Annotated in this window: 8 protein-coding genes; 5 read left to right on the top strand and 3 right to left on the bottom strand. The window is 68.0% G+C overall.

The annotated features are described in order from the left end of the window. Position 1: 1 nt before the first annotated feature. The 3 genes from ACGFSB_RS19800 to ACGFSB_RS19790 form a co-directional block, all read right to left on the bottom strand. A complete protein-coding gene (locus ACGFSB_RS19800) occupies positions 2 to 1,627 on the bottom strand; it encodes an ABC transporter substrate-binding protein (protein ID WP_393400686.1) in 1,626 nt (541 codons plus the stop codon). Between the two features lie 665 nt (positions 1,628 to 2,292). Continuing rightward, positions 2,293 to 4,167, bottom strand: coding sequence for a translational GTPase TypA (gene typA, locus ACGFSB_RS19795; RefSeq protein WP_393400684.1), 1,875 nt, complete (start codon positions 4,165 to 4,167; stop codon positions 2,293 to 2,295). Between the two features lie 380 nt (positions 4,168 to 4,547). Further along, the gene (locus tag ACGFSB_RS19790; protein ID WP_393400681.1) at positions 4,548 to 6,947 is read right to left on the bottom strand and encodes an ABC transporter family substrate-binding protein; all 2,400 of its coding nucleotides are present in this window, start codon (positions 6,945 to 6,947) and stop codon (positions 4,548 to 4,550) included. 437 nt (positions 6,948 to 7,384) lie between these two features. On the opposite strand from ACGFSB_RS19790, the gene ACGFSB_RS19785 reads away from it, so the two are divergent. From ACGFSB_RS19785 to ACGFSB_RS19765, 5 genes are all read left to right on the top strand, one after another. Next, positions 7,385 to 7,693, top strand: a complete 309-nt coding sequence (locus ACGFSB_RS19785) for a hypothetical protein (protein ID WP_393400679.1) — start codon at positions 7,385 to 7,387, stop codon at positions 7,691 to 7,693. 128 nt (positions 7,694 to 7,821) lie between these two features. Further along, entirely contained in the window at positions 7,822 to 8,655 is an 834-nt protein-coding gene (locus ACGFSB_RS19780) for a hypothetical protein (RefSeq protein WP_393400676.1), read from the top strand. Beyond that, positions 8,655 to 10,592 carry a fumarate reductase/succinate dehydrogenase flavoprotein subunit gene (locus ACGFSB_RS19775; protein ID WP_393400674.1) on the top strand — a complete coding sequence of 646 codons (1,938 nt, stop codon included), beginning with the start codon at positions 8,655 to 8,657 and terminating at the stop codon, positions 10,590 to 10,592. The genes ACGFSB_RS19780 and ACGFSB_RS19775 overlap by 1 nt, the downstream gene beginning before the upstream one ends. Next, positions 10,589 to 11,389, top strand: a complete 801-nt coding sequence (locus ACGFSB_RS19770; protein ID WP_393400672.1) for a succinate dehydrogenase/fumarate reductase iron-sulfur subunit — start codon at positions 10,589 to 10,591, stop codon at positions 11,387 to 11,389. The genes ACGFSB_RS19775 and ACGFSB_RS19770 overlap by 4 nt, the downstream gene beginning before the upstream one ends. A 124-nt stretch (positions 11,390 to 11,513) precedes the next feature. Beyond that, positions 11,514 to 12,866, top strand: coding sequence for an alpha/beta hydrolase family protein (locus tag ACGFSB_RS19765; protein ID WP_393400670.1), 1,353 nt, complete (start codon positions 11,514 to 11,516; stop codon positions 12,864 to 12,866). Positions 12,867 to 12,930 lie beyond the last annotated feature (64 nt).

Genomic DNA, 12,930 nt, shown 5'->3' with positions numbered 1-12,930 from the left:
CCTACTTCTCGAAGACCTGGATGTCCGTGAGGACGGGGTCTCCGGCCTGGTCGAACTTGACGTTCTTCACGTTCTTGGAGGACGCGGAGAGCACCTTGTTGTACCAGAGCGGGATGCCGGGGAAGGTCTCTGCCAGACGCGCTTCAGCCTTCTGGTAGAGCGCCGCGGACTCGTCGACGGTCTTGGCCGCGTCGGCCTTCTTGGTCAGCTCGTCGAACTTCTTGTCCGAGAAGCCGCCCTTGTTGCCGTCGACGCCCGTGCCGTAAAGGTCGGCGAGGAAGTTGCCGTTGAACGGGTAGTCGAGCACCCAGCCCGACCGGTACATCGCCTTGACCTGCTTCTTGTCCCGCACCTCGGTGTCGGCCTGGAAGTCGGTCTTCGGGTCGCCGACGCACTTCACGCCGGTCGACTTGGTGATGCTGTTGCACACCGCCGTGACCCAACCCTTGTGCGGCTGGTCGGCGTTGTACTGGATGGAGATCTTGTTGCCGGGAACGCCGCCGCCGTCCTTGACGAACTGCTTGGCCTTCTTCGGGTTGAACTTGCAGAACTCGCCACAGGCGTCGGCCTTGTAGCCCTTGACGCCCTTGGCGACCCAGCCCGTGGCGGACTCACGCGTACCGGCGAAGGTGGTCTTCGCGATGGTGTCGCGGTCGATGGCCATCGAGAGGCCCTGGATGACCTTGACGTCGATGTCCTTGAACGTCTTGCTGTAGAACGCCGGGTTGACCGTGTTGATCGCCGAGAAGTCCTGCTGGATCGCGCGGTCGCCGAAGTCCTGCTTGAAGTTGGCGAGCTCACTGTCCGGGATCAGCGGCATCGAGTCGACGTTGTCCGAGCGCAGGTCGTTGTACGCGGCCTGCGGCGTCGTGTACGCCTTGAAGTTGATGCCGCCGTTCTTCGGCTTGCTGGCACCCTTGTAGCCGGACCACGCGGTCACCTGGACCGACTTCTTGTGGTCCCAGCTCTTGAACTTGTAGGGGCCGTTGCCGACCGGCGCCTCGCCGTACTTCTTCGGGTCCTTCAGCGCGGCCGAGGGCAGCGGGTAGAAGGGCGCGTAGACGAGCTTGTACGCGTAGTACGGGATGCCCGAGTTCAGCGTGATGGTGAAGGTGTTGTCATCGACGACCTTCAGGCCCTCCATCGCCTTCGACTTGGCCTTCCCCTTCTCGGGGTGGACCTTGTCGTAACCGACGATGTCTCGGTACCAGGCGCTGTTCTGCTGGCCGTTGGCCGGGTCCGCCGCCCAGTTCCAGGAGTCGACGTACGACTTGGCGGTGACAGCCTCACCATTGTGGAACTTCCAGCCCGGCTTCAGCTTGACGGTCCACACCTTGTTCGCCTTGTCGGGGGTGACCGACTCGGCGTTCTCGTAGGTGATGTTGCCCTGCTTGTCGTAGTGGACCAGGCCCGTGAAGAGCGAGTCGATGACGACGCTGCCGTACGCCTCCATGGTGTTGGAAGGCTGCAGGGCGTTCTGCGGCTCACCGTTGGCGTAACTGACGATCCCCTTGGGGTCGACCTTGCCGCTGTTGCCGCCGCTGTCGCTGCCGCCGCCGCAGGCCGTTGCCGTCAGCGCCACGACACCCGCTATCGCGACCCACTTGGCGCTCTTGGCACCACGCATGGGGTTCCTCCTCATGAGTCCACTGGTTCACTACAAGAGGGGGTACGAGAAACCGCGCCGACACCCCTGACGGCGCGCAGGTCAAGTACCCCAGTGTGCTCGTGAGTCGGCGCTCCCCACAGCGCGTGACCCATTGACCCGAGCTATACGCGGTCAACTATTAGCCATGAGGTACCGCCCGACCACACCCTTTTGGTCTCGGTTCAATCACACCTGGTGCGTACAACTTCCAAAATCCGGACAAACCGATCCGAGATAGATGGTTGCGAAACGGACGTGTTACACATCTAACGGTCAACGACGTCCGCATTCCGGACGGGTGGTCCAGGAAAACCGGTTGCGGCGGACCGCGCCGGAGACGGCTCGCGGCGGCGGCGCGCCGCCTTCGGGGGCGGATCTCTGGACGCGCGTAGAGTCGCGCGGATGCGCGCGGAGTCGCGACGGTGGAGGGGCAGTTGCCCGAACCGTCGCCCCCCGGGGCCTGGGCCAGCGTAGTGCCGCTGAGGGCCCTGCAAAGGGGTATCGAGGGGTACCCCCGCGGATACGCGAGAGGCCGGTCCCCGCCTCTCCCGTGGGGGGAGGGGCGGAAACCGGCCTCAGATGCCGAATTCACCGAGCGTCAGCGGCGGTTGTACGGCAGCTGCGCCTGGGGCGCGAGTGCGTGCTCAGCCGTGCTTGGCGCGCGAGGCGCTGCGGCCACGCTGCTTGGCGTCCAGGACGACCTTGCGGATACGCACGGTCTCCGGGGTCACCTCGATGCACTCGTCGTCGCGGCAGAACTCCAGGGACTGCTCGAGCGACAGCTTGCGGGCGGGCACGACGTTCTCGGTCGTGTCCGCGGAAGCCGCACGCATGTTGGTGAGCTTCTTCTCCTTGGTGATGTTCACGTCCATGTCGTCGGCGCGCGAGTTCTCACCGACGATCATGCCCTCGTACACCTCGGTGGTGGCCTCGGTGAAGATGACACCGCGCTCCTGGAGGTTGACCATCGCGAACGGCGTGACCGTGCCCGCGCGGTCCGCGACGAGCGAGCCGTTGTGACGGGTGCGCAGGTCGCCGAACCACGGCTCGTGACCCTCGAAGATCGAGTGCGCGATGCCGGTGCCGCGGGTCTGCGTCAGGAACTCCGTACGGAAGCCGATGAGGCCACGCGACGGAACGATCCACTCCATGCGGATCCAGCCGGAGCCGTGGTTGGTCATCGTCTCCATGCGGCCCTTACGGGTCGCCATCAGCTGCGTGATGGCGCCGAGGTGCTCCTCGGGCGAGTCGATCGTCATGCGCTCGATCGGCTCGTACGTCTTGCCGTCGATCTGCTTGGTGACGACCTCGGGCTTGCCGACGGTGAGCTCGAAGCCCTCGCGGCGCATCTGCTCGACCAGGATGGCGAGCGCGAGCTCACCACGGCCCTGGACCTCCCAGGCGTCGGGACGCTCGGTGTCCAGGACACGGAGCGAGACGTTACCGATGAGCTCCTTGTCCAGACGGTCCTTCACCTGGCGGGCGGTGACCTTGTGGCCCTTGCCGCCCTTGCCGACGAGCGGCGAGGTGTTCGTACCGATGGTCATGGAGATCGCGGGCTCGTCGACCGTGATCAGCGGGAGCGCGATCGGGTTCTCGGGGTCGGCGAGGGTCTCGCCGATCATGATCTCCGGGATACCGGCGATGGCGCAGATGTCACCGGGGCCCGCCTTCTCGGCGGGCTTGCGCGTGAGCGCCTCCGTCATCATCAGCTCGGTGATGCGGACGTTGGACTGCGACCCGTCGCGCTTGATCCACGTGACGGTCTGGCCCTTGCGCAGCTCGCCCTGCTCGACACGGCAGAGGGCGATACGGCCGAGGAAGTTGTCGGCGTCCAGGTTCGTGACGTGTGCCTGGAGCGGGGCGTCCTCGTCGTACTCCGGAGCCGGGACGGTCTCCAGGATCGCGGAGAAGAACGGCTCCAGGCTGTCGCTGTCGGCCGGGACGGTGCCGTCCTCCGGCTTGGTCAGCGAGGCGACGCCGTCACGGGCGCAGGCGTAGACGATCGGGAACTCGATCTGGTCCTCGTCGGCGTCGAGGTCCAGGAAGAGGTCGTACGTCTCGTCGACGACCTCGGCGATGCGCGAGTCCGGGCGGTCCGTCTTGTTGATGCACAGGATGACCGGCATCTTGGCGGAGAGCGCCTTGCGGAGCACGAAGCGGGTCTGCGGCAGCGGGCCCTCAGAGGCGTCCACGAGCAGGACGACCGCGTCCACCATCGACAGGCCGCGCTCGACCTCACCACCGAAGTCGGCGTGGCCGGGGGTGTCGATGATGTTGATGGTGATGACGTCGCCGCCATCCTTCGGGTGGTACTTCACGGCCGTGTTCTTGGCCAGGATTGTGATGCCCTTCTCACGCTCCAGGTCGTTCGAGTCCATCATGCGGTCGTCGAGGGACTCGGCTGCGTGCGCGGCGAAGGAGCCGGCCTGCTTGAGCATGGCGTCGACCAGGGTGGTCTTGCCGTGGTCGACGTGGGCGACGATGGCAACATTACGAATGTCATGGCGCGTGGGCATACGAGCTGCGCTTCTCCCGGGAAGAGTGGATGGCCGCGCGTACGGTCCGGTACGCGTGCCCTGCCGGGCAGAACAAGCCACGGCCTTACCCCAGTCTACGTGCCTTACGCGGAGGTGACCTCCGGGGGGCCCTGATGGGGGGCCTGACCAGGGCTTTTGTCAATTTTCAGCCACTAGTGAGCCCTCTGGACGGCTCTCCTCGGCTACCGCGAGGCCGCCGTGATGGCCGCCCTGATGCTGCCGTGGATCTCTGGGGTGGGGATGGGGAAGAAACGCACAGGTCAATGGGTGGAAACGACCTTGCCCGCCGGAGGCGCCGACGGGCAAGGGAGTTGAGCGAAACCTGAGCGTGACCTGCGGTGGGGCTGCCTGCGACAGGGCTACTTCTTCGCAGGTCCGCCCGCCGGCTTCGCGCCCGGCCTCGCACCCGGCTTCAGGAAGCCCATGTCCTCGTAGTTCGGGGACTGGAAGCCGAAGGCACCCGCGTTCGCGAGGTTCGGGCGGGCCGCCATCAGCTGGGGGCGCTGATAGAGAGGGATGGAGCCGGCTTCGGCCCAGATGCGGGCGTCGGCCTTTCTGACCAGGGCGCGGCTCTCGTCCTCGTCCAGCTCCCCCATCGCCTGATCGAACAGCTGGTCGATGTGGTCCGTCCCGACCCGCGTGTAGTTCTGCTCGACGTTCAGCGAACCGTCCGCGGCAGGCACCGGCTTGGCGAAGATCGGACGCGCGTCCGTGGCCGGGAAGGCCGACGCGGGCCAGGAGTAGAGGGCGAGGTCGTACTGACCGGACGCGATGTGGTCCTTGAAGTAGCTCTCGTCGGCGACCTTCGACACCTCTGTGCGGACCCCGATCTTCTCCAGCATCCGGGAGATGCGGTCCGCCACGGTGCGCAGGGACTCCGAGCCCGCACCGGAAGGCAGGACGAAGCGGAGGGTGAGGGGCTTGCCGTCCTTGGCCATAGGGGCCATGGGGCCACCCACCGCCGCGGCGGGCGACGCGGGAGCCGCCGTGCCCTTGGGGGCGTACGCCCCAGGCGCGCCGCCCTTCGCCGCCTGCTTCTCGGCGTGCTGCTTGGCGTGCTTCTCGGCGTGCTGCTTGGCGTGCCCGCCGGGGTCCTTCTTCTTCTCCTTGTCCGCCTCGCGGCGGGTCACCTCGCTGCGGGTCGCCTCGCGGCCGGTCGTGAGGGACGCTGCCTGACGGGTCAGCACCGCCTGCTGGTACGCCGCCGCCGGTGCGGGCGCGAGTACCGAGGTGCCGCTGTCGCCCGGCTTCCCGTCGTCACCCGAGTCCTCGCCGACGACGTACGAACCGTCGTCACCCGAGTCCTCGCCGTCCTCCCCGGAGCCGGAGCCAGAGCCAGAGCCAGAGTCGGAGCCTGCCTTCGCCTTCTTGGACCCCGCCTCGCTCCCCGCCGTCTTCCCCTTCGGCTCCTTCACCGGACCGCCCGGCGTCCACCCCGCGTCGGTGAGCAGCGCACGTGCCTCGGTGGCGTCCTGGTCGCCCAGGGCCCCGCTGTTGTCGGCGTACGCCTGCTGCCCGGCGAGCGCCAGGTGGCTGCCGACCGGCTTGGCCGGCAGGCCGAGCGGCCCGAGGACCGCCTTGGCGAGCTCGTCGCGGTCGAGGGCGCGGGCCACCGCGCGCCGCACCCGGTCGTCGGCGAGCGGGCCCTCGGTGCCGTTGAGGGCGAGCTGGGTGTAGGCCGGTTCGAGGGACTTGCGGACGGTGTAGCCGCGCAGGCCCGTCTGCTCGGTGGCGTACTTCTTGATCGCCTTGTGCGACTTGTCGCGGGCCTGCTGCTCGGTGTCGGCCGCCTCCTCGTCGGAGCCGTTGGCGACCGCCCAGGAGCGCAGTGCCTTGCCGGGGGTCAGCTGAGCCTCGGGGCCGTGGCTGAGCGGGCCCTGGGCGCCCCGGTCGCGGGCGGCGCTCATGATGCGGCCCGCCTCCGGGGCGTCGATCTCGGCGAGGTCGACCTTGCCCTGGGCGAGCGCGGCGGCCCGCTGCTCGCGCGGCACCTCCCGCAGGACCATCTTGGAGAGCTTGGCGGGCCTGCCCCACCAGCGGGGATTGCGGACCAGCGTGACCTCGTCGGCCTTACGGGCGACGTCCTGCACCGCGAACGGGCCCGCGGTCACCTTGAGCTTGCGCCGCGCACCGTCGTTGAAGGAGTCGGGCGTGCCCATGACCTCCTTCGGGTACAGCGGCGAGAAGAGTGAACGCCAGTCCGCGTACGGCTTGTTGAAGGTGACACGCACCTCCAGGTTGTTCGCGCCGCGCTCGATCTTCTCGATACGGTCGTAGCCCGCGTTGCGTGCCGTCCAGTACGCGCTGTCCTTCCCGGACAGAGCACGCTGCTGCGCCGCGAAGTCGTCGGCCCCGATCTCCCGGCCGTCGCTCCACACCGCCTGCTGGTTGAGCTTGTAGAGCACGACCTGCTTGGGCTCGCTCTCGACGACCTTCGCGGACTCCAGGAAGTCGGCGTTCCGCTCCGCCCTGCCCTGCGCGTCGAGGCGGTACATCGACGGCAGGACCGCACCGGCGATCCGTGACGTGCCCGCGTCGGCGTCCGACTGGAAGGAGTTGAGGGTCTCCGGCACCGCGTCGACGGCCCAGTTCATGGTCCCCCCGTCGGCGACGAGGTCCCGGGCCGCGGGCGCGACATCCTGACCGGCGGTCGGGGCGCCTGCCTCGTCTTGAGAGCTGCAGGCGGCGAGGGCGGGCAGAGCTAGCACGCCCGTTGCGAGGAACACGGCAGATCTCAGTCTGGCGCGGTCTGGGGACATGACGGGTACCTCCGGGGCTCGCCCGGCCGCCCGCTACCAGGACCGGGCCGGGTTTGATCACGTTTGGCGGTATATGGAGCTGATCACATCTATCGCCCCACTGAAGGGGACGGGACCGGACGCAAGGGAGCGACACGGCGCGGGGGGCGCCAGATCCCACTCGTGCGGCCCAATCGGGCGTGACGGACGGTGACCGTGCGCGCCGAAGCCACGGTGACCGTGCGCGCCGAAACCTTCGACGCGGGCCCGGAGGCGCAGCCGGGGGGCTGCGGCCAGAGGCGAAGGGAGGGCGACGGCGCACACCCGTGCACACCCCGGCGCATTTCAGCGCGTACGAGCCGGGAATCCCGGCAGATCCCTTCACAAGCCGGGATGTGACGCGCGACACTCGCAGGCGCATGAACGTTGCCGCCGCACCCCTGAAGTGAGGGCAAGTCATGGCTCTGCAGGATGATCTGACGGCTGTTCAGCGCTGCGTCGACGATCTGGTCCGCACCGTCGGCAAGCTGGAACAGCAGGTCGGCGAGGGTTCCCGGAGCGGCCTTGCCGGGCTCGATGTCCGCCGCGTCCGCACGGACGCGGATCACCTGCGCGAGAGCGTCGCGCTGCTGCGCGCCGCGGCTCCGCCCGGTGCCGTACGGGAGCGGCCGGACCTGGTCACCATCCCCGATACGCCGTACGACAGCTCTCTGTGGACGGACTCGGACGACGAGGGCCTCGGCGCGAGTGACCGGCACGCCCCTTGACCGCACCGTTCAGCGCTCCCCGAGCGACCTCCTGTGCGTCCGGGACACCTGAGCCCCGCCGCCTACCTGCTACCTGAGGGCAGCCGATCCGAGGACTGCCGACCTGAGGACGAAGGAGTGGACCCTCGTTGGCCACTGGCACGGAACCCCATCTGAACAGCGGTCAGGATCCCGGGGGCGTGAGAGCGGCGACGCGCGCCGCGATCAGCGCTGCCCATCTGCGGACCGACCGCTGGTGGCTCGCGCCCGCCGCGACCACCGCAGGCCTCCTCGCCTTCATCGTCTACTCGGCGTGGCGGGCCTTCACGAACGCGGACTACTACCACGCGCCCTATGTCTCACCGTTCTACTCGCCGTGCCTCGCCGACAACTGCGAGTCGATGCGGTCGGGGCCCAACTGGGAGATCTTCGGCAGCTGGTGGGGCCTGTCCCCCGCGCTCCTCATCCTGATCTTCCCGCTCGGCTTCCGCCTGACCTGCTACTACTACCGCAAGGCCTACTACCGCGGCTTCTGGGCCTCACCGCCCGCCTGCGCGGTCGCCGAGCCGCACAAGAAGTACTCGGGTGAGACCCGCTTCCCGCTGGTCCTTCAGAACATCCACCGCTACTTCTTCTACGCGGCGGTGGCGGTGGCGGGCATCCTCACCTACGACACCGTGCTCTCGTTCCGCAATGAGCACTACGAGTGGGGCCACATGGGCCTCGGCACGCTCATCTTCCTGGTCAACATCACGCTGATCTGGGCGTACACGATCTCCTGCCACTCCTGTCGGCACATCGTCGGCGGCAAGCTCAAGCACTTCTCCAAGCATCCCGTGCGGTACCGCATGTGGCAGTGGATCGGAAAACTGAACGCACGCCACATGCTCTTGGCGTGGCTCTCCTTGGTGAGTGTGGCGCTCGCCGACTTCTACGTGTATCTGATCGCGTCCGGCGCCTTCGATGATCCGAGGTTCTTCTGATGTCTCAAGTGGAGCGGCAGCAGTGGGACGTTGTCGTGGTGGGAGCGGGCGGGGCAGGCCTGCGGGCCGCTATCGAGGCGCGCGAGCAAGGAGCGCGTACCGCCGTGATCTGCAAGTCCCTGTTCGGCAAGGCCCATACGGTGATGGCCGAGGGCGGCATCGCGGCCTCCATGGGCAATGTGAACTCCCGCGACAACTGGCAGGTCCACTTCCGCGACACCTTGCGCGGCGGCAAGTTCCTCAACCAGTGGCGGATGGCCGAGCTGCACGCGCGCGAAGCACCCGATCGTGTGTGGGAGTTGGAGACCTGGGGCGCCCTGTTCGACCGTACGTCGGACGGCCGCATCTCCCAGCGCAACTTCGGAGGGCACGAGTATCCGCGCCTGGCGCATGTCGGCGACCGCACAGGACTCGAACTGATCCGTACGCTCCAGCAGAAGATCGTGTCCCTCCAGCAGGAGGACGAGCGCGAATTCGGTGACTACGAAGCGCGGTTGAAGGTCTTCCAGGAGTGCACGGTCACGCGCGTCCTGAAGGAGGGCGAGCGGGTCAGCGGCACGTTCTGCTACGACCGCGAATCCGGACGCTTCTTCGTGCTCGAAGCTCCGAGCGTGATCCTGGCCACCGGCGGCATCGGCAAGTCCTTCAAGGTGACGTCGAACTCTTGGGAGTACACCGGCGATGGCCACGCGCTCGCGCTGCTCGCCGGGGCACCGCTCCTCAACATGGAGTTCGTGCAGTTCCACCCGACGGGCATGGTCTGGCCCCCTTCGGTGAAGGGCATCCTCGTCACCGAGTCCGTACGGGGCGACGGCGGGGTACTGCGCAACTCCGAAGGCAAGCGGTTCATGTTCGACTACGTACCGGACGTCTTCAAAGAGAAGTACGCCCAGTCGGAGGAAGAGGGCGACCGCTGGTACGAGGACCCGGACCACAACCGGCGCCCCCCTGAGCTGCTGCCGCGCGACGAGGTGGCACGCGCCATCAACTCCGAGGTGAAGGCGGGCCGCAGCTCACCGCACGGCGGAGTCTTCCTCGACGTGTCGACGCGTATGCCCGCCGAGGTCATCCGGCGCCGACTCCCGTCCATGTATCACCAGTTCAAGGAGCTGGCGGACGTCGACATCACGGCCGAGGCGATGGAGGTGGGCCCGACCTGTCACTACGTGATGGGCGGCATCGCGGTCGAATCGGACACGGCGGCCGCGCAACGCGTTCCGGGTCTGTACGCGGCGGGCGAGGTCGCGGGCGGGATGCACGGCTCCAACCGGCTCGGCGGCAACTCCCTCTCCGACCTGCTCGTCTTCGGACGCCGCGCGGGACTGCACGCGGCGCGGTACGCGTCCGGCTTCTCCGGGGCCGACTCCAGGCCCCTGGTGGACGAGGTCCAGGTGGACACGGCGGCGGCGGAGGCGCTGCGGCCGTTCAGCGCGGAGGGCCCCGAGGACGGGGCGACGCCGGAGAACCCGTACACCCTGCACCAGGAACTCCAGAAGACGATGAACGACCTGGTCGGCATCATCCGCCGAGAGGCGGAGATGGAGGAGGCCCTGGAGAAGCTCGCCGACCTCCGGGTGCGCGCACGGCGGGCGGGCGTCGAGGGCCACCGCCAGTTCAACCCCGGCTGGCACCTCGCGCTCGACCTGCGCAACATGCTCCTGGTCAGCGAGTGCGTGGCGCGGGCCGCTCTGGAGCGCACGGAGAGCCGGGGCGGGCACACCCGCGAGGACCATCCGGCGATGAACCGCGAGTGGCGCCGCGCGAACCTGCTCTGCCAACTGGCGGACCCTTCAGGCGGGTTGGCGGCCACGGATCCCGTGCGCGGGCAGATCGACCTGGTGCGGGTCACCACCGAGCCCATCCGTCACGACCTGCTTGCTCTCTTCGAGAAGGAGGAGCTGGTCAAGTACCTGGCCGAAGAGGAGCTTTACGAGTGAGTACTGCTACGCCGAGTCCTTCGAGTACGTCGTACGAGGCGCGGTTCCGGGTCTGGCGCGGGGACGTCGAGGGCGGCGACCTCATGGACTACAAAGTCGAGGTCAACGAAGGCGAGGTCGTCCTCGACATCATCCACCGCCTCCAGGCGACCCAGACCCCCGATCTGGCGGTGCGCTGGAACTGCAAGGCGGGCAAGTGCGGTTCGTGCTCGGCGGAGATCAACGGCCGCCCGCGGCTGATGTGCATGACGCGGATGTCGGTGTTCGAGCGCGACGACGTCATCACGGTGACACCGCTGCGGGCCTTTCCCGTGGTGCGGGACCTCGTGACGGACGTCGGCTTCAACTACACCAAGGCCCGCGAGGTCCCGGCCTTCGTGCCGCCCGCCGATCTCGGCCCGGGTGAGTACCGCATGATGCAGGCGGACGTGGACCGCTCCCAGGAGTTCCGCAAGTGCATCGAGTGCTTCCTGTGCCAGGACACCTGCCATGCGGTGCGCGACCACGAGGAGAACAAGGCGGCGTTCGCGGGACCGCGCTTCCTGATGCGGGTCGCGGAGCTGGACATGCATCCGCTGGACGCGGCGGAGGAGAGCGGCCTCGACCGCAAACAGACCGCGCAGGACGAACACGGCCTCGGCTACTGCAACATCACGAAGTGCTGTACGGAGGTGTGCCCCGAGGGCATCAAGATCACGGACAACGCGCTGATTCCGTTGAAGGAGCGGGTGGCTGACCGGAAGTACGATCCGCTGGTCTGGCTGGGGAGCAAGATTCGGCGGCGGGGGGAGCAGTAGAGCCGCGGGTGCCTCGGGCGCCTCGGACGGTGGGTCCTGGGGGAGGCTTGGGGGTAATCCCCCACGCCGAAGACTCGAGATTTCCCCCATGGTCACGGGCGCGGGACGAGATCAGCATTGAGGCATGAACTCATTCCCGGCTGTGCCGCACTCGACTCCACACTCGACTCCACACTCGACACCTCACGCGGTTCCTCAGGCGACACTTCCCGCGGGTTCTCACGCGGCTCCTCACGCGGCTCCTCACGCGGTTTTAGCTCGACGCTCGGTCCTCGGCCTTGCGGCGGCCGGTCTCGCGGCGACGCTCCTCGCCGCCCCGGCCCCCGCGCAGGCCCGGCCCCTGGGCATCGAGGCCAAGCTCCCCGCCCCCACGGGACCACACCGGATCGGCACGGTGTCGACGCGCCTGGTCGACACTTCGCGGCACGACCCGTGGGTGAAGTCCGTGCCGTACCGAGAGCTGATGATCAGCGTCTGGTACCCGACAGCGGAAAAGACGGGGAGGTCGGGCGGCGCTGAACACCGCCCCGCTCCCTATATGACGCCGGGCGCGGCAGAGCGCTGGAACGCGACATCGCCCCACGGCATCCCCAAGGACGCGATCGACTTCGCGGCGATGCGCACCCATGCGAGGGAGGGAGCTCCGGCCGACACGAGCGGGGGCAGGCGGCCGGTCCTTCTGTACGCGTCCGGCGCGAACGACCCCCGCACCTGGGGCACTTCGGCGGTCGAGGAGCTGGCGAGCCACGGCTATGTGGTGGTGACGATCGACCACACCTATGAGGCACCGGGGGTGCAGTTCCCCGACGGCTCGGTCAAGGACGACGCCCCGCTCCTCAAGGCCTTCGATGAGGCGCAGCAGAACGAAGCAGTGCCGGCGCTGCTCAAGAAGGTCCTGGACGTCCGGGTGGCCGACTCCAAGTTCGTCCTTGACCGCCTCGGCTCGCTGCCGCACGGCCTGTCCAAGGTCGTGGACCAGAAGCGCGTGGGCATGTTCGGCCAGTCGGCAGGCGGGATCGCGGCCGCCGAGACGATGTACGAGGACAGCCGGGTCAGGGCAGGCGTGAACATGGACGGCACCCTGGAGAACAACCCCGAGCCGATCGGCACGAATCTGACACCGGTGGCCCAGCACGGCCTGACCCACCCGTTCCTCCTCATGGGCAGCCAGGGCAACGACCGCACTACGGAACCGTCCTGGCGCGAGTTCTGGTCCCACACGACCGGCTGGAAACGGAATCTGACCCTGCGCGGCTCCAGGCACCAGACGTACACGGACCTGTCCGTGCTCCTCCCCCAGGCCGGGGTGGACCGCAAGGTCATCGAGGAGAACATAGGCACGGTCGCTCCGGATCGCGCGGTCGCCGCGGAGCGCGCCTACGTGACGTCGTTCTTCGACCGCTGGCTGCGGGGACAGGATGATCACCTGCTGGATGCTCCTTCGAAGGGGTATCCGGAGGTGGAGTTCGCGGGGTGAGGCGGCGGGCAGTGCCTCCCAATGGAGAGCACGTCCTCGACCAGGGCGTGAGCGCGCCCGCTCT

The sequence above is a fragment of the Streptomyces sp. NPDC048441 genome, assembly GCF_043200235.1.
Classification (GTDB): Bacteria; Actinomycetota; Actinomycetes; order Streptomycetales; family Streptomycetaceae; genus Streptomyces.
This window is presented reverse-complemented; position numbering and strand designations above follow the sequence as displayed.